19 protein-coding genes are annotated in these 20708 nt (G+C 63.3%); 7 read left to right on the top strand and 12 right to left on the bottom strand.

Features of this window, described 5'->3' with window-relative positions; translation table 11 throughout:
• Positions 1–138: 138 nt before the first annotated feature.
• Both J5286_RS03020 and J5286_RS03025 read left to right on the top strand, forming a co-directional pair.
• Positions 139–1071: a class I SAM-dependent methyltransferase gene (locus J5286_RS03020; RefSeq protein ID WP_209189100.1), complete on the top strand. Its 933-nt coding sequence runs from the start codon at positions 139–141 to the stop codon at positions 1069–1071.
• Positions 1072–1267: 196 nt separating this feature from the next.
• Entirely contained in the window at positions 1268–1903 is a 636-nt protein-coding gene (locus tag J5286_RS03025; protein WP_018898332.1) for a YitT family protein, read from the top strand.
• A 3-nt stretch (positions 1904–1906) separates the two neighbouring features.
• Here the strand turns inward: J5286_RS03025 and pdeM are convergent, their stop codons facing one another.
• From pdeM to J5286_RS03040, 3 genes are all read right to left on the bottom strand, one after another.
• Complete coding sequence (gene pdeM / locus J5286_RS03030; RefSeq protein WP_209189102.1) at positions 1907–2632, bottom strand: ligase-associated DNA damage response endonuclease PdeM; 726 nt, start codon at positions 2630–2632, stop codon at positions 1907–1909.
• A 178-nt stretch (positions 2633–2810) separates the two neighbouring features.
• The gene (locus tag J5286_RS03035) at positions 2811–5321 is read right to left on the bottom strand and encodes a ligase-associated DNA damage response DEXH box helicase (protein WP_209189605.1); all 2511 of its coding nucleotides are present in this window, start codon (positions 5319–5321) and stop codon (positions 2811–2813) included.
• A gap of 107 nt (positions 5322–5428) precedes the next feature.
• Positions 5429–6184: an ABC transporter substrate-binding protein gene (locus J5286_RS03040; RefSeq protein ID WP_113009864.1), complete on the bottom strand. Its 756-nt coding sequence runs from the start codon at positions 6182–6184 to the stop codon at positions 5429–5431.
• Between the two features lie 181 nt (positions 6185–6365).
• Between J5286_RS03040 and J5286_RS03045 the strand changes: the two genes are divergently transcribed.
• A complete protein-coding gene (locus J5286_RS03045) occupies positions 6366–6866 on the top strand; it encodes an RrF2 family transcriptional regulator (RefSeq protein ID WP_111561659.1) in 501 nt (166 codons plus the stop codon).
• A 21-nt stretch (positions 6867–6887) separates the two neighbouring features.
• On the top strand, positions 6888–7349 hold the full coding sequence (locus J5286_RS03050) for a carboxymuconolactone decarboxylase family protein (protein ID WP_209189104.1): 462 nt from the start codon (positions 6888–6890) through the stop codon (positions 7347–7349).
• A 59-nt stretch (positions 7350–7408) separates the two neighbouring features.
• Here the strand turns inward: J5286_RS03050 and J5286_RS03055 are convergent, their stop codons facing one another.
• The 3 genes from J5286_RS03055 to J5286_RS03065 all read right to left on the bottom strand — a co-directional run bounded on the left by J5286_RS03055 (position 7409) and on the right by J5286_RS03065 (position 9850).
• Positions 7409–7993, bottom strand: a complete 585-nt coding sequence (locus J5286_RS03055) for a transglycosylase SLT domain-containing protein (RefSeq protein ID WP_047507256.1) — start codon at positions 7991–7993, stop codon at positions 7409–7411.
• A 130-nt stretch (positions 7994–8123) separates the two neighbouring features.
• Positions 8124–8930, bottom strand: coding sequence for a TIGR02186 family protein (locus J5286_RS03060; protein WP_209189106.1), 807 nt, complete (start codon positions 8928–8930; stop codon positions 8124–8126).
• Positions 8930–9850: a sulfite exporter TauE/SafE family protein gene (locus J5286_RS03065; RefSeq protein WP_209189108.1), complete on the bottom strand. Its 921-nt coding sequence runs from the start codon at positions 9848–9850 to the stop codon at positions 8930–8932. The genes J5286_RS03060 and J5286_RS03065 overlap by 1 nt, the downstream gene beginning before the upstream one ends.
• 295 nt (positions 9851–10145) lie before the next feature.
• Here J5286_RS03065 and J5286_RS03070 point away from each other — a divergent pair, with 295 nt between their 5' ends.
• Entirely contained in the window at positions 10146–10730 is a 585-nt protein-coding gene (locus J5286_RS03070; RefSeq protein WP_209189110.1) for a DUF922 domain-containing Zn-dependent protease, read from the top strand.
• A 22-nt stretch (positions 10731–10752) separates the two neighbouring features.
• On the opposite strand, the gene J5286_RS03075 is transcribed toward J5286_RS03070, so the two are convergent.
• Together J5286_RS03075 and J5286_RS03080 are read right to left on the bottom strand one after the other, a co-directional pair.
• Positions 10753–11382 (bottom strand): TerC family protein, encoded by a 630-nt coding sequence (locus J5286_RS03075; RefSeq protein WP_018898343.1) that lies wholly within the window; start codon positions 11380–11382, stop codon positions 10753–10755.
• 125 nt (positions 11383–11507) lie between these two features.
• Positions 11508–11984: an RrF2 family transcriptional regulator gene (locus J5286_RS03080; protein WP_209189112.1), complete on the bottom strand. Its 477-nt coding sequence runs from the start codon at positions 11982–11984 to the stop codon at positions 11508–11510.
• A gap of 118 nt (positions 11985–12102) precedes the next feature.
• On the opposite strand from J5286_RS03080, the gene J5286_RS03085 reads away from it, so the two are divergent.
• Positions 12103–13002 (top strand): NAD(P)/FAD-dependent oxidoreductase, encoded by a 900-nt coding sequence (locus J5286_RS03085; protein WP_209189114.1) that lies wholly within the window; start codon positions 12103–12105, stop codon positions 13000–13002.
• A gap of 99 nt (positions 13003–13101) precedes the next feature.
• Here J5286_RS03085 and J5286_RS03090 read toward each other — a convergent pair whose 3' ends face one another.
• Positions 13102–16911: an SEL1-like repeat protein gene (locus J5286_RS03090; protein ID WP_209189116.1), complete on the bottom strand. Its 3810-nt coding sequence runs from the start codon at positions 16909–16911 to the stop codon at positions 13102–13104.
• A gap of 372 nt (positions 16912–17283) precedes the next feature.
• Positions 17284–17718, bottom strand: a complete 435-nt coding sequence (locus J5286_RS03095; RefSeq protein ID WP_018898347.1) for an Lrp/AsnC family transcriptional regulator — start codon at positions 17716–17718, stop codon at positions 17284–17286.
• Positions 17719–17865: 147 nt separating this feature from the next.
• On the opposite strand from J5286_RS03095, the gene J5286_RS03100 reads away from it, so the two are divergent.
• Positions 17866–19149 carry a cystathionine gamma-synthase family protein gene (locus J5286_RS03100; RefSeq protein ID WP_209189117.1) on the top strand — a complete coding sequence of 428 codons (1284 nt, stop codon included), beginning with the start codon at positions 17866–17868 and terminating at the stop codon, positions 19147–19149.
• Positions 19150–19175: 26 nt separating this feature from the next.
• Here the strand turns inward: J5286_RS03100 and J5286_RS03105 are convergent, their stop codons facing one another.
• A complete protein-coding gene (locus tag J5286_RS03105) occupies positions 19176–19547 on the bottom strand; it encodes a hypothetical protein (RefSeq protein ID WP_081619891.1) in 372 nt (123 codons plus the stop codon).
• Positions 19548–19677: 130 nt separating this feature from the next.
• On the bottom strand, positions 19678–20700 hold the full coding sequence (locus J5286_RS31585; RefSeq protein WP_209189118.1) for a sensor histidine kinase: 1023 nt from the start codon (positions 20698–20700) through the stop codon (positions 19678–19680).
• Positions 20701–20708 lie beyond the last annotated feature (8 nt).

Consider the following 20708-nt stretch of genomic DNA (forward strand, 5'->3'; position numbering starts at 1 on the left):
ATCTCCTGTTCACCCCTGAGATACGGGCGCGAATCGTTGCCCGCAAGCTTTTTCAGGGCTGCCGCGTCAGCCTCTGAAATAGGACTTGAGTTTTTTTGTGGCCATCGCCAAATGCGGGCCGCGCAACAGGTCACCATCATGCCGCCCCATCTCCAGACATCAGGCGATGCCATCGCCGACCGCCGTGCCGACTATGCCAGGATGCTGGACAAGGGCGGCGAGCCGGATGCCGCCGCCGAGCTGATGGAGCAGGCGCTGGAGCTGGTGCCGGATTGGGCGGTCGGCTGGTACTGGCTCGCCACCTACCGTGAAAAATCAGGCAATGTCGCCGGCGCGATTAAAGCCTACCGGCGAACCCGCGATCTGACCGAGGACGATATCTTCGGCGCCACGCTGAAGCTCGCCTTCCTGGGCGACATCGCCGTGCCCGATCAGCCGCCGAGCATTTATGTCGAGCGCCTGTTCGACGATTACGCCGCCCGCTTCGAGACCTCGCTGGTCGACAAGCTCGGCTACGACGTGCCGGCAAAGCTCGCCCGCATGATCGCTGCGACCGGCCGGCATTACGCGCTGGCGGCCGATCTCGGCTGCGGCACCGGGCTGATGGGGCCGGAAATCCGCTCGATGGCCGACCGGCTCGAAGGCTTCGATCTCTCGCAGAACATGCTGGCGAAGGCCGAGGAAAAGCAGGTCTACGACCATCTCGCCCAGGCCGACCTGTCGCTACCAGTAGACGAGTCCGGCCTGTTTAAGGATAGCGGCACACATCGCGCCGATCTCGTCACGGCCGCCGATGTGCTGATCTATCTCGGCAATCTAGAGATCGCATTTGCGTCGGTCGCGGCCCTTTGTATCGATGGCGCCGACTTTGGCTTTTCCGTCGAGGAAACCGAGGACGAGGAGGGCGTTCACCTCGCGCATTCCCTGCGCTATGCGCATTCGGAAGGCTACATCCGCTCGCTCTGCGCCCGCCATGGCTTCCAGGTGATCGCGATGAGCCGCACCACCATTCGCAAAGATGGCGCCAACATCATTCCCGGCATTCTGTTCCTTGCACGCAAGCGCGCCTGACGGAACGATTCTTGCGAAGTTTTAATAGGTCAGCATTGCTTACGTATTTCGCTTGAAAACGTGGCGAATGAACCGGATAATTCCGCTCAGAAGCCGAAGAGCGCGAATGCCGCCCGGCGACCAATCATTCACATCCCCTGCCGCCTGGGGCCTGCCCGGGCGTTCTTGAACTCGTCTGCCGTTGGAGATTAGCGACATGACTCAGCTCATCAATGCCCTTGGCTTCTGGAACACGAGCGCCACGCGCCACACGCCTGTCGAAGACGTGCAGGGTATCTTCTCCGGCAGCCTCGTCGCCGCCCTTGGCCTTTATGTGCTGGCAAGCGCTGGCTTGCTCACCGGCAGCACGGCGGGTATCGCCTTTCTTGTGCACTATGCCTTCGGCATCAATTTCGGCCTCGCCTTCTTCCTGCTCAACCTGCCGTTCTTCTATCTCTCGTGGAAGCGCCTCGGCGTCTCCTTCACCATCAAGACCTTCATCGCCATCGGCCTGACCTCGCTGCTGACAAGCCTGCAGCCGAATGTCATGAGCATCGCCACGATCCATCCGGCCTGGGCAGCGCTTCTCGGCGGTCTTCTTCTCGGCTTCGGCCTGCTGGCGCTCTATCGCCACCGCGCCAGCCTCGGCGGCGTCGGCATTCTCGGCATCTACATGCAGGAGCGCTTCGGCATCCGCGCCGGCCTCGTGCAGATGGCCGTCGATCTCTGCGTGCTGGCGGCTGCCTTCTTCGTCACCACGCCACCTGTCGTGTTCTATTCCGTGCTCGGCGCCGTGGTGCTCAATCTGTTCCTCACGATCAATCACCGCGCCGACCGCTACGTCGCGCTCTAAGCGCTAGCCAAGCAGGTTGCCGAAGCGCACCGAATAGATCCGGTCGCGGCCGATGAGGTGCGCGATCAGCGACGGCTGATCGAACAGCCCCTTCATCGCCTTGTGGCGCAGGTCGAGCCCGCCGCTCATCACCCCGAAAGCCGGCATCAGCAGCCTTGCGCCATCGGTGGCAAAACACGGCCGGCGGATCGATTTTTCGCGCCGCCGCACCGTGGCGGAAGGATGCAGGTGCCCCGCGATCTCGCCGCTCTGCAACCCTTCCTTCGGCTCGTGCCGGAAGGTGAGGCCGCCATAGTGCAGCTCGTCGGCGCAGGCACCGGGCAGATCGACGGTGCCGTCGGGATCGTGGTTGCCGTTGATCCAGATCCACTCGCGCCCGCGCGCCATATCCGAAATCAGCGTGCGGAATGTTTCCGGCATATGCGCCGAGCCGATGCGATCGTGAAAATTGTCGCCGAGCGAGATCACCAGCTTCGGGTCATAGCGGGTAATGACGGCGGAGAGCACCGTCAGCGTTGCCAGGGTATCGTAAGGCGGTAGCATCATGCCGCGGCGCGCAAAGGCGGCGCCCTTTTCCAGATGCAGGTCGGAGACGACGAGAACGCCGGTGTCCGGCAGATAAAGCCCGCCCAGCGGATCGCACACGGCAGCGATCCCATGCACCGACGTTTCCACGCCCGGCATCGCCGCAATCCCGTTCAATTCCCGCGCCAGCGCTAGCCGGTTCATCCGTTCGTTCTTTCCAGTATCTAGGCGGGGACGAAGGCCAAAAGGCCCTCTCTGCCCTGCCGGGCATCTCTCCCACAAGGGGAGAGAAAACTTGTGGCGCCGCTCTGCCTTGATCATGACCTCGGCGGTGCGGCCGTTAAGCCCCGCCCCCTTGTGGAGAGGGGTTGGGGAGGGGACTTTATTCCAAAGCCTCGGCAATCAGATCGTCCGCGGCTTCCGCCAGCAGAACATCCTGCGCCTCGCCATGCACATGCTCCTTGCCGATCTCCAGCATCACGGGCACAGCAAGCGGCGAGATGTGCTCCAGCGGGCGGTGGGTGATGTGCCCCTTGATTCGCTTCAGCATATCGCCAAGACGGCCGATGTCCAAAAGCCCGGTCGCCGCATCCTGCCTGGTCGCCTGCAGCAGGATGTGGTCGGGCTCATGGGTTCGGAGCACGTCGTAGATCAGATCGGCGGAAACCGTCACCTGCCGGCCGCTCTTTTCCTTGCCCGGGTGCCGGCGCTCGATCAAGCCTGCAATCACGGCGCAATTGCGGAAGGTGCGCTTCAAAAGGAAGGATTCGTCGAGCCAGCTTTCGAGATCGTCGCCCAGCATGTCCTCATCGAAAAGATCGGCGAGATTGAGCCGGCCGCTTGATATCATCCGGCCCATATCCTCCAGCCCCCAGATGCCGAGCGAATAGTCCGTGGCGACGAAGCCGAGCGGCTTGGCGCCAGCGCGTTCCAGCCGGCGGGTCAAAAGCATGCCGAGTGTCTGGTGCGCCAGCCGCCCCTCGAAGGGATAGGCCACCATGTAGCAGCGGCTGCCGCGCGGGAAGGTCTCGATCAGCAGCTCGTCGCGCTTGGGCAGGATCGACTTTTCCTTCTGGATCGCCAACCAGTCGCGCACCTGGTCCGGCAGCCGGTGCCAGCGGTCGGGGTCGTCGAGCATCGAGCGCACCTGGTCGGCGAGATAGGTGGAGAGCGGAAACTTGCCGCCGGCGTAGGATGGAATTTTCGGATCGTTGGAATAGGCCTGGCTCGCCAGCGCCTCGTTCTCGCGGATACCCTCGAAGCGCAGCACCTTGCCGGAGAAGATGAAGGTGTCGCCGGGCGAAAGCTGCTCGAAGAAATATTCCTCCATCTTGCCGAGCGTCGCCCCGCCGCGCCCGATGCGGCCGCCTTCTCCCCGCTTCACCATCTTCAGGTTCAGCATAGGGCTCTCGACGATGGTGCCGAGGTTCAGCCGATACTGCTGCGCCACCTGCGGATTGGAAACCCGCCACCGCCCCTCCTTCGTCTTGCGGATGCGGGCATAGCGCTCGTAGGTGCGCAGCGCATAGCCGCCGGTGGCGACGAAATCGACGATCCGCTCGAAGGTCTCCCAGGAAAGATCAGCATAGGGCGAGGCGCTGATGATCTCGTCGTAGAGCTCCAGCATGTCGAATGGCTCGGCGCAGGCCATGCCGAGAACATGCTGGGCGAGCACGTCGAGCGCGCCGCGCCCGATCGGCGGCGTGTCCTGCGCGCCGATATAGTTGGCGTCGAGTGCCGCCTGACACTCCATCACCTCGAAGCGGTTGGCAGGCACGAGGATCGCTTTCGATGGCTCGTCCATCCGGTGGTTGGCGCGGCCGATGCGCTGCGCCAGCCGCGAGGCGCCCTTCGGCGCGCCGACATGGATGACGAGGTCGACATCGCCCCAGTCGATGCCGAGGTCGAGCGTCGAGGTGGCGACCACGGCGCGCAGCCGGTTCGCCGCCATCGCCGCCTCCACCTTGCGCCGCTGACCGACATCGAGCGAGCCGTGATGCAGCGCGATCGGCAGATTGTCGTCGTTGGCGGTCCAGAGCTCCTGAAACAGCATCTCCGCCTGGCTGCGGGTGTTGACGAAGAGCAGCGTCGTCTGATGCTCGATGAGCTGCTTGTAGACATCGGGGATCGCGTATTTAGCCGAGTGCCCGGACCAGGGAATGCGCTCTTCCGTCGACAGGATCGAGATATCGGGCTTGGCCCCGCCCTCCACCGTGACGATGCCCGCATGTCGCTCGCCTCCTTCCGGCTGCGCCACCAGCCACTTCTGCAGCTCCAGCGGCTCGGCGACGGTCGCCGAAAGCCCGATCGTCTGCAGCTTCGGCGCAAGCCGCCGCAGCCGCGCCAGCCCCAGCGACAGCATGTGGCCGCGCTTCGAGGTGACCAGCGAGTGCAGTTCGTCGAAGATGATGTATCTGAGGTCCTTGAAGAAACGCTCGGCCTCGCCATTGGCAAGCAAAAGCGCCACCTGCTCCGGCGTCGTCAAAAGGATGTCGGGCGGGCTGAGCTTCTGGCGCTGCCGCTTGGAAACGGGCGTATCGCCGGTGCGGTTCTCGACGCTGACCGGCAGCCCCATCTCCAGCACCGGCTTCATCAGATTGCGCTCGATATCGACCGCCAGCGCCTTCAGTGGCGAGACGTAGAGCGTGTGGATGCCGGTAAAGGCAGAGCCGGGCGGGATTTTTCCGCGGCGGGTGAGATCGGTGAGCGATGGCAGAAAGCCGGCCAGTGTCTTGCCGGCCCCGGTGGGCGCGATCAAGAGTGTGCTCTCGCCGGCCTCGGCACGCGCCAGAAGCTCCAGCTGATGCCTGCGCGGCTGCCAGCCCTTCTCCGCGAACCAGCGGGTAAAAGGGGCAGGCAGGGATATCAGGCGCTCGCTATCGATCTGGTCCACCGCCTGAATGTAGTTCAAACCGCGCCGATGAGAAGATGCGGTCGCCGACCGGCCGGCTCATTTACCCCTGATGAAGCAAATGGGCCGGGCCGGTGTATCGCGGGTGATCAATAGATATCGAAGGGGAAATACTGCTTGGTGATCTTCTGGTAGGTGCCGTTGGCAACAAGCGCGTCGATCGCCTTGTTGAAACGCTCCTTCAGCTCCGTCTCGCCCTTGCGGATGCCGATGCCGGCCTGCGTCTCGCTGCCCGGGATATCACCGAGCAGCTTGCAGCAATCCTTCCCGGCCTTGTTCAGCCAGTCGACGACCACGAACTTGTCGGAGACCACGGCGTCAGTGCGGCCGTTCTGCAGGTCCGCCACCGCCTCGTCCTGCGTCGGATAGAGCTTCGCCTCGGCGCCGCCCTTGGCGTAGACGTCGCTGGTATAATTGGCCTGCGTCGTCGATGCCTGCGCGCCGACCACCTTGCCCTTCATGTCCTCGACAGTAACGCCCTTGATCGGGCTGTCCTTGGGCACGGCGACGGCTAGCGGCGTCGTGTAGTATTTGTTGGTGAAGTCGATCTGCTGCTTGCGCTCCTCGGTGATGCTCATCGAGGCGATGATCGCGTCGTATTTCTTGGCCAGCAGACCGGGAATGATGCCGTCCCAATCCTGGGCAACGATCGTGCACTTGGCCTTCATTTCCTCGCACAGCGCCTTGGCCATATCGACATCGAGCCCCTTCAGGCTGCCGTCTGATTCCACGTAGTTGAAGGGAGGGTAGGCGCCCTCGGTGGCGATCCGGATGGTGTCTTCGGCGGAGGCCAGGTGCGCCGTGGCAAGAAGTGCCGCGGCCGTCAGCAAGATCGTCTTTTTCATTGATGTTCCCTTTTGGAGTGTTTTGACACTGCAACCTTAGCTGATCCCAATCGCTTCACAAGTCTTCGCTGAATAAGCCCAAAGTCTACCGCCCGGGCGCAATCGCGCCGACCGCGAAAAGAGGATTGACGGGCGGAATAATCATGGATATATTTTGTCCATGAATTGAGGAGTTGATCGCATGAAACTCGGAGACGGTGTCGAACAGGCCATTCACAGCGTGGCGATGCTTTCGGGTTTGTCCGAGGGTGGCGTGCTGTCGGCCGCAGCACTTGCGGAGTTTCACGGGGTGTCGACGAGCTATCTTCTGAAGCATCTGCAAGCGCTGTCGGGCGCCGGCATCCTCCACACCGTGCCCGGCCCGAAAGGTGGCTATCGCCTCGCCAGGCCCGCCGAGAAGATCACGCTGCTGGATATCGTTCTGGCTGTCGAGGGACCGGCGCCGGCCTTTCGCTGCAATGAAATTCGCCAGCGCGGGCCGAACCCGGCGCCGGATCGCTTCTTTTTGAAGCCGTGCAACATCTCGGCGGCGATGTTGAAGGCCGAGCGTGTCTATCGCGCCGAGCTTGCCAAGACCACCATTGCCGATCTCGGCGCCGAACTGGCGGAGATCGACGACGGGACGATCGCAGCCAGAAGCTGCGCGTTCCTGGAACTGCATGAACGTCGAACGGCTCGCTGAGCCATCAAAGGAGAAAGTGCCATGCAACCGCGTTTCAATTTCGCCAAGGCCGCACCCGATGCCTACAAGGCTGTGCTTGCGCTTGAGGATTACGTCCAGAAGTCCGGCCTCGAACGCCGCTTCATCCACTTGATCAAGCTGCGCGCATCGCAGATCAACGGCTGTGCCTACTGCGTCGACATGCACGTCAAGGAAGCTCGCCACGACGGCCTGAGCGAACAGTGGATCAATCTCATCTGCGTCTGGCATGAATCGCCCGTCTATGACGAACGCGAGCGCGCGCTGCTCGGCTGGGTCGATGCCGTCACCAAGGTCGCCCAGACGGGCGCGCCCGATGCCGACTATGAAGCGCTCAAGGCGCATTTCAACGAAGCCGAGATGATGAACATCACGGTTGCCATCGGCGCCATCAACGTCTGGAACCGCCTGGCCGTCGGCTTCCGCGCCCAGCACCCGATTGACAAGCCGGCCAAGGCCGCCTGATCTCATCATGAATGTTAGACCGGGCTGGCGGCGATACCGCCGGCCCGTTTTCGTTCAAGTCAGCTGCAGCCGCCCTGCAACTGCCGCTGATAGGTCGCAGCCATGCCCGCAAACCGCTGCGCCGTCTTCTGCAGCTGCGCATTCGAGCGCCAGTCGCCGCGCATATAACCCTTCGGACCGGAATAATAGGCGAGGTAGAGGCTGTAGGCGTCGTTGAGCTGGATGCCCGTCGTCTGGCTGTTCTGCCAGTGATACCAGCCGATGAAGTCGATCGCGTCGGAGAAGTTGGTGCGCCGCGCGCTCCAGTTTCCGGTTGCCGATTGGTAGTGATCCCAGGTGCCGTTGAGCGCCTGCGAATAGCCATAGGCCGTCGATTGCCGCTTCCACGGGATGAAGCCGAACAGTTTGGTGCGCGGCGGCCGTGCATTCGGCTGGAAGCCCGATTCCGTATACATCGTCGCCATCAGGATCGGCACCGGCACGCCATATTTCTTCTCGGCTTTCTCCGCCGAGCGCTGCCAGCTGGTGAACATCCCGTCGCGCTGGTCGAACACCGCGCAGATGTTTCGTGTCTGTTTGGGAGCAGTCGCGCAGCCGGCAAGAACAGCCAGCACCACGACGGCAAGGAGAGTACGGATACGCATGACTAAACCTCTCGACGTCCGAGAGATTACTAACTGGTAAACGTTAATGGTCGGTTTTTAGACAATGACGATGCCGTGATCATCTCGTGGCGAGACCGGGGCAGGCCCATCCAGCCGCGGCCGCGATCGATCACTCCTTGCGGAACACCACGCTGGCGCCCCAGCCGGTCACGACGGCCAGGAACACGGCAAACAGGCCATAGATGATCGGCTGCTCATGCGCGGCATCGGTGATCGTCTGCTCGATGCCGGTCTTGATCACCCGCAAAGGCGCCGATTTCTCGGTCACGAACTTGCCGCTCTTGAACAGATAGGCGCGAACCGTATGCACGCCGTTCGGAATGTTGGCGGGCAGCCGCAGGCTCGCCTTGAACAGGTTGGAGCTGACGAAACGTACGCCGCTCGGATCGCGGACATAAAGGCCGCTGCGCTCCTGCAGCCGGCGATAAGCGTCACGGAACTCGCCGACATTGCTGGCATTGCCGAGAAAGCCCATCGGCGTCAGCGGAATATGGTCGATGCCGATGCCGCGATCGGTGAGATCAAGCGGCGTCGTAACGTCGTCGAGCATGCGCGAACTCGACATCGAATAGGAATGCGGCACAGTCTCGAAGGTCATCGAATGCGTGTTGACCCAGATGCCGAACACCCGCTCCTTCTTGCGCACCGTGGCGTTGTCGCGCGGGCCTTCCAGCACGACGACCACGTCATATTGGCCGATTGCGAGCAGCAGGCTGTCGGTGTTGGTCAAGGCGCCGAAGATCGTCAGATCCGCGCCGTGAAAGTCGGAGGTGATGGCGATCTCGCTGGTCGATGTGCCGATCTCCAACCCCTCGGCAACCGGCTGCGGCGCCTGGCCGGGCAGCAGCGTCTGCGCGCCGGCGGCCGTCGGCATCAGCATGAGGGAGACAAGCAGGGTCCTGAGCAGGTGACGCATCAGTTCGCACCCATCACGACCGAATAGATATCGCTCGGCGTGACGACCAGCGCCACGGCAAGGCGAAGGCCGACGGCGAGAACGAGCAGCCCAAGCAGCGCGCGCAGCTGCTCGCCGCGCAGCTTCTGCCCGACGCGAACGCCATATTGCGCGCCGATCACACCCGCGATCATCAGGATGAAGGCCAGCACGATATCGACCGAGAAGTTGGTCGCGGCCTGCACGACCGTCGTATAGGCGGTGACGAAGATGATCTGGAACAGCGACGTTCCGACGACGACGTTGGTCGGAATGCGAAGCAGATAGATCATCGCCGGCACCATGATGAAGCCGCCGCCGACGCCCATGACAGACGTCAGGATGCCGATGCCGAAACCGAGTGCAATGATCGGGATGACGCTGAGAAAGATCTTCGATTTCTTGAACCGCATCTTCAGCGGCAGGCGGTGAACCCAGTGATGATGCCCCGGCCGGCGTGGTGCGGCCGGAATGTTCTTCGATGCGCGCCGCATCGCATTGACGCTTTCAAGCAGCATCAGCCCGCCGACCGTGCCGAGGAAAAGCACGTACATCAGGGAGATGATCAGATCGAGCTGGCCGAGCCGGCGCAACAGCGAAAACACCCAGATGCCGATGGTGGCACCCGCGAGACCGCCCGCCAGAAGCACCGAGCCGAGCTTCACATCCAGCGTCCCGCGCCTGAAGTGGGTGAGCGCGCCCGAGATCGACGAGGCGACGACCTGGTTGGCGCCGGTGGCAACAGCGACGACGGGAGGGATGTTGTAGAAGATCAGAAGCGGCGTGATCAGAAAGCCGCCGCCCACGCCGAACATGCCGGACAGGAAGCCGACGGCCGCACCCATGCCGAGGATGATGAAAATGTTCACCGACAATTCTGCGATGGGCAGATAGATTGTCACAGCCGACCCCGATTTGCGGACGACCCGGCGGGCCGTTGCGTTCCCCACGTTTTATGCGAATGAGACACCGTAGCTTGAAATCGTTGCGATAGGCTTTCGATCAGCGACACCGCGTCTCCTCAATACGCGAAGAATTCTGATTAGTCAGGCTTTTTTCAGGTTTTGTGACAATCACGGCACACTCGTGCGCGGAAGCGCCCGAACGCCCGGTAGTGCGATTGAACGCTAGGTGGCGGCTCCCTAGATTGGCCGCGCGGAACAAAGCACGGGGAACGATGTGGGATCAGCCATTCGAATGTTGACGCTGGGTGCGCTGATCGCATCGATGCCTGTTATGGCGCTCGCGCAGTGGAAGCCGGCTGAGGAGGTGCGCAACTATGCCATATCAGGCACAAGCGGCGCCGAACTCTACGGCTCGATCGGCGAGCGCGGCCCCGAGGTCGGCGGCCAGTCCAGGGTGATCGCCCACACCACGTTCAAGCTGACATGGACACGCAAATACGAACGGCAGCCCGATAATGCCTGCATTCTCACGGTCGCCAAGCCGAAGCTGACGATCATCTATACGCTGCCCAAACCGTCCGCCAAGCTCTCGCCTTCGGTGCAAGCCAGTTGGAACAGCTTCATCGAGGCGATCCGCAAGCATGAGCGGGTGCATGGCGACACCATCATCGACATGGTGCATGAGATCGAGACGCTGAGCGTGGGCTTTTCCGCGCCGGATGATCCCGATTGCCGAAAGATCCGCACCAATCTCACCGAGCGTCTCGGCGAGATATCCGGCAGGCAGCGCCAGCGGGGTCGCGATTTCGATCGGGTGGAGATGAGCGACGGCGGCAATGTGCAGGCGCTCATCCTGAAGCTCGTCAACGGCCCCTGACAGCGGGGCCGTCCGCTCGAGGTCAGCCGCCGGTTGCCGCCGCGACATGCGGCCAGACTTCCAGGCCGCCGCGATAGATCATGTGCAGGGCGACATAGACGATGATCGCAAGGCCGATATAGGCGATCCAGTGATAGCGGTTGAGCAGGCGCGCGATGAAGTTCGCAGCAATACCCATCATCGCGATCGAGAGAATCAGGCCGATGACAAGCACGGTCGGATGCTCGCGGGCCGCACCCGCTACGGCAAGCACGTTGTCGAGCGACATCGATACGTCGGCGATAACGATCTGCGTGGCCGCCTGGAAGAAGGTCTTGCGAGGAACCTGCGCGCCTTCGGCATGCTCGCCTTCACCGTCCTGGGCATTATTGGCGCGGATTTCCCGCCACATCTTCCAGCAGACCCAGAGCAACAGGATGCCACCTGCCAGCAGCAGGCCAATGATCTCGAGCAATTGCACGGTAACGCTGGCGAGCGCGATGCGCAGCACGGTGGCGGCCAGAATGCCGACCAGAATGGCCTTCTTGCGCTGATCGGGCGCAAGGCCTGCTGCCGCGAGCCCGATAACGACGGCATTGTCGCCGGCCAGAACCAGGTCGATGACAATGACCTGCAGAAGCGCCAGCAAGCCGGCGGATGTGAATATTTCCATGATGCAATTATCCCTGCGCTGCGCGAAGCCTCTCCCCGGCGTCGCCAAGGCTTAAAGGATCGGTCGGCAATGGATCAAGTGCTGTCGGCCAGCTTCGGCAAAAGATCCGCGCCTTTCGCGTAAATTCAGCCGGAAGCCGATTGTTCCGCGTGAATGTTGCCGTGGATGTTGCACTGTCCTTCGGGCATGCGTCGGTCGAAATCGGCGGCGATGTCGGCAATGGTCACCGTGCGGAAGCGTTCCAGCAGAAGCGCTTCGGCCTCCTTCAGCGCATCGCCGAGCTTGGCATCGACGGCCTGCTCCACGAGGCACTCCGGCTGATCGACCGAAGGCCCGATCGCAAACAGCGGCGGCTTGCCGATCGCCTCGTAGATGTCGAGGAGCGTGATCTGGTCGAGCCCGCGCGCCAATTCCCAGCCGCCGCCATGCCCCTGTTCGGAGCGGACGTAGCCAAAGTCGCGCAGGCCCGCCATGGTGCGCCTGACGACCACGGCATTGGTGCAGAGCATTTTCGAAATGGTTTCCGATGTCGCGCGCTTGTAGTGCCGGTCCATGTGGATCAACACGTGCAGCATGCGCGAAAGGCGGCTGTCGCGTCTCATTCGCTTACTCCTGTTGCGATCAATCTAGCGCCGGAGCCCATCTGTAACAAGATAGGTTACATGTCTTGACGTCAAGCTTTCATGTAACATATGAAGATGCGAGAAATAGGAGAACGTCATGACCTACGATGTGATCATTGTCGGCGGCAGCTTCGCCGGCCAGTCCGCCGCCATGCAGCTTGCCCGCGCGCGCCGGAAGGTGCTGGTTGTCGATGGGCGCAAGCCGCGCAACCGTTTCGCTGAAGCGTCCCACGGCTTCCTCGGCCAAGACGGCAAGGCGCCGGCAGCGATCATCGCCGAGGCATCCCGCCAGCTCGGCCTCTACAACACGGCGACGCAGCTGGAGGGCGAAGCAACCGAGATCGGCAGGGAAGGTGACCTCTTCGCCCTCACGCTCGCCGACGGCACCACGCAGCGCGCCACCCGCATCGTGCTTGCCACCGGTGTCCGCGACGAACTGCCTGATATCGAGGGGCTGCAACAGCGCTGGGGCAAGACGGTGATCCATTGCCCCTATTGCCACGGCTATGAAGTCGCCGACCGGCCGCTCGGCGTGCTCGCCGGCAATCCGATGTCGGTGCATCAAGCGCAGATGATCCCGGATTGGGGACCGACCACCTATTTCACGCAAGGCCAATGGGAGCCTGATCCCGAGCAGGCGGCCCTGCTCGATGCGCGCGGCGTCGTGATTGTCCGCAGCCCGGTCGTCGAATTGCTGGGAGAGGGGACCGACCTGGAAGCCGTTCGTCTCAAGGATGGCAGCGTCCTGCCGCTCGGCGGCCTGTTCGTCGCGCCGAAGACGCATCTGACGAGCCCGCTTGCCGAACAGCTCGGCTGCGCGCTTGAGGCCGGTCCCACCGGCCCCTTTATCCGCGTCGACAATTTTCAGCAGACCACGGTCAAGGGCGTCTACGCCGCCGGCGATGCCGCCGTCGCGATGGCCAATGCGACCATGGCGTCCGCTGCAGGCGTCATGGCCGGCGTTGCCGCCCACCGCTCGCTGATCATGCCGGATTGAGCACGCTTCGGGCGAGGGCGCTGGCAAGCACCGCCTTCATCAAACAAAAATCCCCGCAAACACCGGTTTGCGCGGATTTTTGTTTGAGCCATTGCTTGATCAAGCCTTGGTTGATGGCGCCTTGTTGCGTTCCAGCAGCGCCTTGACCGTCGCGTCGTTGATCTTGCCGCTCGGCTCCTGGCCGATCGACTTCTGGAAGCTCTTGATCGCGGCAACCGTCTTGGTGCCCAGTTCGCCATCCGGCTGGCCGGCGTCGAAGCCGTTATTGTTCAGGATCGCCTGGATGTTGCGGATCGCCCGCTTCATGTCGACGCTGGAGGTCTTGGTGGCGGTGCCTGCCCATTCATCCGGAACCTCGATGCCGTTCGACTTGTTGTCGAGCGGCTCGGCCTTCCAGAGATCCGCCTTGGCGCGGGCCTTCTCCAGCTGATCCGGCTTCATGGCGTTGGCGACTTCGTCACGCTTCTGCGAAGCATCCTTGTCGCCGCCCTTGGCCGCGATCGCAAACCACTTGTAGGATTCCGTCAGGTCCTGCGGCACGCCGTTGCCACGGGCGCACAGGATCGCCAGGTTGAACTGGCTGTCGGTGATGCCGAGATTGGCGGCCTTGGTGAACCAGTTGGCCGCTGCCGAGTAATCCTGTTGGCCGAGCGCGCCGGAGGCGTAGAGCACGGCGAGATTGTGCATCGCGTTCGCATTGCCCTGGTTGGCGGCCTGCTCGTAGAACTGCTTGGCCTTGTTGGCGTCGCGGGCAACGCCGGTGCCCTTCTCATACATGCTGCCGAGGCGGTATTGCGCCGGCGCAAAGCCCTTGTCGGCCGCCATCTGGTACCAGTTCAGCGCCTGGTTCGGGTCGGCTGTCACGCCGGCACGTCCATCGCTGTAGCGCGCGCCGATTTCAAACAGCGCCAGCGCATCGCCGGACTTCGCGGCATCCGCAAGCGACTTCGGCTGGATCGTGTCGGGAACGGCGATCTCAGGTGCCGCTGCGGCCGGTGCGGTTTCGGCCGCCGATGGTGCCGCGTTGTTGGCGGTGAAGCCGGACGTATCCTGCGGTGCGCCCGAAGGTGCGAGCGCGCCATTGCCGCCAAGCGGTGCGGCTTCGGTCAGCCGCTCAGGCGCTGCCGGCTCAGACGGCGCAGGTGCGACATTGGCCGTCACGGGCGGGGCAGGCGTCGAGACAGCGGGTGCCTCGGGCGCTGCCGCTACCGGTGCGGACGTTTCGGGCGCGGTTTCGCTGTCTGCGGGCAGCGTTGCGTTCTGCCCGTCGGTGATCGTTGCCACTTCGGCGGTCGGCGCGGGCGCCCCCGAGGTCAGCGTGCGGGCCAGCGGAAACGCCATGATCGCCAAGAGCACGGCGCCGACGGCAAGGAGGATCGGACGGCGGAAGCGCGAGAAAGCGCTGCCCTTGCCTGATTCCTTGGCCGGGTCCTTGATCTTCGCCTTCTTCTCGCCCTTCACCGACCCGGCCTTGCCACTGGGATCGACTTCGAGCGCTGCGGCCTGCGCCGCGCGGCGAGCAGCCGCGATATAGTCGGCGCGATCCGTATCGCTTGCCGGCTTCGGATTGGTGCGGGCCGCATTCTGGCTGGCGCGCACGCGCTCCAGGATCTTCTTGACGTCAGGCGCACCGGAGCCCGGTTCCAGCGGCTCGTTGGCGGCTTCCGGCGGCATGACGTCGACAGGATCGATCGACGGCGACGGGTCGATGACGGCGCGTTCGCCGGTCTTGGCCTTCTTCGACGGCAGCAGGCGCTTGCCGAGGCTGACGAGAAGGCTTCCCTTTGCTGCGGCCGCGGCGGGCTTGCTGGCGGCCTCGATGGCAATGGCGCTGGTCTCGGAAGCGGCGATCGCCGGTGCGGCCGGCTCAGGCGCGGTCTCGGCCTTGCGCACGGCTTCCGGTACGCGCGTGCCGAACACGGCGGGCTTCTCGGCCTCCTCGGCGCCGGCATCAGCCATCGCGTAAGGATCGACGTTGAAATCGACGTCGGCGGCCGGCATCCGTGCCGGCGGCCGGGCCGTGCGGCTCTCCATGTCGTCGAGCCGGTCGGCGATATGCACCAGTGTCTCGTGCAGCGCCTGGAAGGTCTTGTGCGTGCGCTCCTCGCCGCTGCGGCTCAGATCCTCAAGATGGCGAAGGTCGGCGGCGAGCGCATTGAGCGCCGACATGTCAACGCCGGCACCACCGCCCTGCAGGGCGCCGTTGCGCGAATAGGCCTCGACAACCGCCTCGGCAGCCTGGCGGGCGGCTTCGACGATGTATTCGTCGCTGGTCGCCATATAGTCTTCGATCGCGCCCATGCGGCGGTCGAAATCGATGGCGATCTCGGTGCTCGGGCGTGGCTCGCTCATCAGCGCGGAAAGATTGGCGATCTGGTCTTCCAGATTGCGCAGCGCGTTGGCGTCGGTTGCCGGTGCCGCCGAGCTCTCGTCGAGACGGGCGGCGATATCGCTCAGCCTGTCCTCGATGCGCAGGAAGGCGGCGTCGTCGACCTGGGTCTGGATTGCCTGCTGCGGCTGGAATTCCATCTCGTCGATGCGGCGAGCGAGATAGTCGAGGCGCTGCGCCAGCGCGTCGTTGACGGCGCCGTTCTCAAGCGCGTCGATCTTGCGCGAGATATCGGCGAGCGCGCCGGTCAGTTCGGGCTGCGGTGCGGCCCGCTGGCTCTTCTCGAGCAGGAAGGCCAGATGCTCGAGCCGCTCGTCGAGGCGCGACGTGGCCTCGGCATTGGCGACTTCCTCGACACGGGCCGTCAGGGCTTCGAGCCGTTCGGCAAGCCCGTCGGCCGGGTTGGCGCGGCTGGCCACGCTTTGGCCCATCAGCTCGATCTGGTCGGCAAGGCCGCTCAACCGTCCCTCGAGGCGGTGCATGGCAGCGGGGTCGCCCGATGTCGCGGCGCGGCCGGTCGCGGCGATCGCGCGGCTGATCTCGTCGAGACGGCTGTCCATCGACGCGAACTGCTCGGACATCGCCCGGTCATGCGGCTGGATCATGCTGCCGAACTGCTCCATCGCCGTTGCGATGGAGATGAGCTTGTCTTCGAGCGCCTTGACGGCCGGGCTTTCGCCCATGCCGCCGATATGGCGCTTGATGTCGTCGAGGCGGTAGGCAAGCGCCACCAGCTCTTCCTGCAGGCCGGATGTGTCGAGCGCGTGCAGCTGGTTCTCGAAGCCATCCCAGCGCTGGTCCATGTGGCGCAGCGAATCCTCGCGCGCCAGCCCGTCCATCAGCGAGCGCAGGTCTTCGAATTCGCCGCGCAGGCCATGGGCCTCGGACGTTTCGGAGCGGGCAGCCAGATGGTTGATGCTATCGGCAAGCCGGCTCATGTCGGCATGAATGTCTTCGGCGAAGGGGCGATCGGCGGCGGTTGCCTTGATCTCGCGCAGTTCGCCGCGCAGGGCGTCCATTTCCCGGGCGACGCCCTCGGAGATGTCGCGCTTCAGATCCTGGCGCAGGCTGACGAGGGCCTGGGCGATTTCCGTCATCGTGTCTTCGGCACCGCGCGGATTTGCGACGGGAGCCTGTGGCGGCTGAACGGCTGCGCGCGGCTGCGGCGCCGGCGTATGTGCAGGTGCCGGCTGGGCCGCATAGGCCGTCGCCTGCTCGCGGGGTGCGTAAGGGGTGGTCTCGCGGGCGGCGCGCTCGCGGCTTGCGTCGAGCATGCGCTGGCGCTGGCGGATCTCGGCGAGCGGATCAGGACGCGGCTCGGCGGCGGCGTAGGGCGCGCGCGGCGTGTAAGTGGCGGGGGCGGGTTCGCGCTCGGGCGCCGGCTGGCGATTGCGCTGTTCGCGCACTCCGCTGCCGATCAGGCCTTCGATCCGTGCTTCCAATCCCTCGATCGTGCGGTTCAGCGCGTCAAGCGACGCCCTGTCGGAAGGCCGGGGAGAATGTGATCGCGATCCGTTCATCTTCTTGCTCGCTTATCTGTTCGCACCCTCGTCAGGGCCGATCATTGGCTTTTCCGTCAGAGCCGCAACGAATGCGGATCAGAGAGCATCGTCCATGAGAGGATAATCAATTAGGCTTTCCTCAAGCTGTACGTGTGGCGCGCATCCCATAAAACGCGAGACTTGAAAGAAGGAATGCAGGACACCAATGCTCAAACGTCACCTTTCACGGAACGTGGTAAACAACCCGTTAACCGGTGTGGCGATTTTTTAACTTTTGTGGCTGTCGAGGCGGATTTCGTGCCGAAACCGGCCTTCTAATGTACAAGCGGGTGCAGGCGGATAGCGCCGCTGACGCGAGATGCCTGCCGAGCGGCAGGGCGACGCGAAACGTCAGATCCGGCGCGCCTTGATTGTGTTCATCACGAAGCTCGTCTCGATCGTGTCGACGCATTTCAGCCGCGCGATCTTCTCCTTGATGAAGCGCTCGTAATCATCGAGCCCCGAGCTCATCACCTTCAGCACGTAGTCGCGCGATCCGGTGACGAGATGACATTCCAGCACCTCATCCCACTCGCGCACGGCATTCTCGAACATCTGGATCTCGTCCTCATGCTGACGGCTGAGGCGGATCGAGGCGAGCGCCGTCATCGTCCAGCCGTTGACGGCGGGATCGATCAGCGCCGTATATCCCTGGATAATCTCGGCCTCCTCCAGTCGCCGCAGGCGACGCAGGCAGGCGGAAGCGGAGAGGCCCACACGCTCGGCGAGTTCGTTGTTGGCAAGCCGCGCATCGCCGGCCAACTCTTTCAGAATCCGCCGGTCCATCTCATCCGCAACTTTCTGCACGAAATCTCCCCCGCTCTCGCATGATGTTGCTTCCAACATCGCAGCCGCGCTCCAAATAGCAATAACATCAAGCGCATTTCGAGATAATTTGCCGTCATCAATCCATCTTTGAAGCAGGAGACGACCATGACCGCGCCGCATCCCTCCAAGACCCATATCGGCAATCACGCCCTGCATCCCGAAACACAGATGCTGAACTATGGCTACGATCCCGAACTGTCCGAGGGCGCGGTCAAGCCGCCGGTGTTCCTGACCTCGACCTTCGTGTTCAAGTCCGCCGAGGATGGCCGCGATTTCTTCGATTATGTCTCCGGCCGTCGCGAGCCGCCGGCGGGGCAGGGCGCCGGCCTCGTCTATTCTCGCTTCAATCATCCCAATAGCGAGATCGTCGAGGATCGCCTCGCTGTCTACGAGCGTACGGAAAGCTGCGCGCTGTTCTCGTCGGGTATGTCGGCCATCGCCACCACGCTGCTCGCCTTCGTGCGCCCCGGTGATGCGGTGCTGCACTCGCAGCCGCTTTATGGCGGCACGGAAACCCTGCTTGCCAAGACCTTCCTCAATCTCGGCGTCGCGGCCGTCGGTTTCGCCGATGGCGTTGACGAGAACTCGGTGCGCGCCGCAGCCGAACAGGCGATGGCCAAGGGCCGTGTGTCGATGATCCTCGTGGAAACGCCGGCCAACCCGACCAACAGCCTCGTCGATGTCGCGATGATGCGCCGGATTGCCGATGAGATCGGTCGGAAGCAGGGCCACACGCCGATCGTTGCCTGCGACAACACGCTGCTCGGTCCCGTCTTCCAGCGCCCGATCGAGCATGGCGCCGATATCTCGCTCTATTCGCTGACCAAATATGTGGGTGGCCACTCCGACCTCATCGCCGGCGCCGCACTCGGCAGTAAGTCTGTCATGAAGCAGGTCAAGGCACTGAGAGGCGCGATCGGCACGCAGCTCGATCCGCATTCCTGCTGGATGCTCGGCCGCTCGCTGGAAACGCTGCAGATCCGCATGGAGCGCGCCAACAACAATGCACTCGCGGTGGCCGACTTCCTGCGCGCGCATCCGAAGGTAAAGAAGATACACTATCTTCCGTATCACGAGCCGTCATCGCCGCTCGGCCGCACCTTCGCCGCGCAGTGCACTGGCGCCGGATCGACCTTCTCCTTCGATATCGAAGGCGGCCAGCCGGCCTCGTTCAAGTTCCTCAACGCGCTGCAGATATTCAAGCTCGCCGTCAGCCTTGGCGGCACGGAATCGCTCGCCAGCCATCCGGCGACGATGACGCACTCCGGCGTTCCGGCCGATGTGCGTCAAAGGATCGGCGTTCTGGATTCCACCATCCGCCTGTCGATCGGCATTGAGCATCCAGACGATCTCATTGCCGATCTGACCCAGGCTCTGGACGCGGCCTGATCGCCGCGAGTGGGCAGGGTGGCGGCTCAGGCCGCCGCCGTCTCCCTCACATCGTCGAGCAGGAAGTGCACGACGACATATTTGGTGGTGAAGTGGCGTCCGCCCTCGGTGACATTGTCGACCGAGCCGCCATCGGCGGGGTGCCAGGCGTGGTAATGCGGATTGGTGGTGATCAGCGTCACCGCCTTGCCGAGGTTTCTGCCGTCGAGCCGGTAGCGCGCTTCCGCCAGCGGCCAGATGCGCTCGTAATCCTCCATCGGAATGCGGACTTTCAACGCCTGCCGGCTGATTGCCTCGCTGCGCGAGCCGTCCTCATGTTCTATCGCGGGAAGATCGAGTGTTACTTCTTCTGCGTTGTCCAGAACGAAGTTGAACTCTTCGGGCCACATCCGTCTCATGAAATCGCTCCTCCTAAGCTTTTTCGTCGGTTAGCCAACGAAGTTTAGCGCGTCTTCGGCAGGAAGCAAATGATACCTGCGGCGCGTCTCAATGACGGCCGGCTGCAAGCTGTTTCAGGAGTGGGATGTCTTATTGCTGCCAGCGCACGGCGACATAGGTGCCATCAGCCTTACCATCGCGTCCGTAGCTGATCTCTGCGCCGAGCGTCGTGCCCATGGCATTAATCAGCCGCGTGCCCAGCCCGGTTCCCTTCGGGCCGACAGTGCGGTCATAGCCGATCCCGTCGTCCTCGACCGAAAGCACCGCGAAGCCATCGTCGGTGGCTTCAAGCACGACGCGTACCTCGCCGGTGCCAGCCGTATAGGCGTATTTCGTGGCGTTGGTGACGAGCTCGATCAGGATGACACCCAGCGCGACGGCCTTGTCGGCCGTGGTCGAGATCCGACACAGCTGCGATTTCAGCGTGATGCCGCGGGCGATCGTGCTGCTGCCGTGCAGTTCGGCGAGCAGCGGTCCGAGATAGACGTCGAGCTCGACTTCACCGATGATCTCCGATGTGTAGAGGCTGCGGTGCACGCCGGCGATTGCCGTGATGCGGTTCTGCGTCTCGTTGAGCGCGGTCTTCGTCTCGTCGCTGCCGGCGATCTGCATCTGCATGCGGATCATCGCCGAAACCAGCGACAGACTGTTGGCGATGCGGTGGTTCATCTCCGCCAGCAGCAGTTCGGCGCGTTCCTTGGCGACGACAAGCTGTCGGTCGGCCTCTTCCTTTTCGCTGCGCAGCCTGGAGTTTTCCATCGCCTGGTTGAGCGCGCTGATCAGAAGCGGGAAGAAATCGTCCGTCGCCGTCTTCACGACGTAATCCGCCGCTCCGCCCTTCAGCGCCCGGATGGCGACGTCGGCGTCGCTTGAGCCGGTCACGTAGAGAACCGGCGTCGGCTTGCCGATCTCGGCGATCGCCTCGAGAAAATTCAGGCCCGTCTGGTTCTCGAAATAATGGTCGAGAACAACGGCCTCGAAGGTCTCTGCCGCGAAAAGCTCAAGCCCGATCTCGATGGACGGAGCATGGACGACCGTGAAATCACTGCGCGCAAGCACCCGCGTTGCGAGGCGGGCTAGGGCCGGATCATCATCGACATAAAGGATGCGCACAGATTTTG

This window comes from Rhizobium sp. 16-488-2b (assembly GCF_017741815.1).
Lineage (GTDB): Bacteria > Pseudomonadota > Alphaproteobacteria > Rhizobiales > Rhizobiaceae > Rhizobium.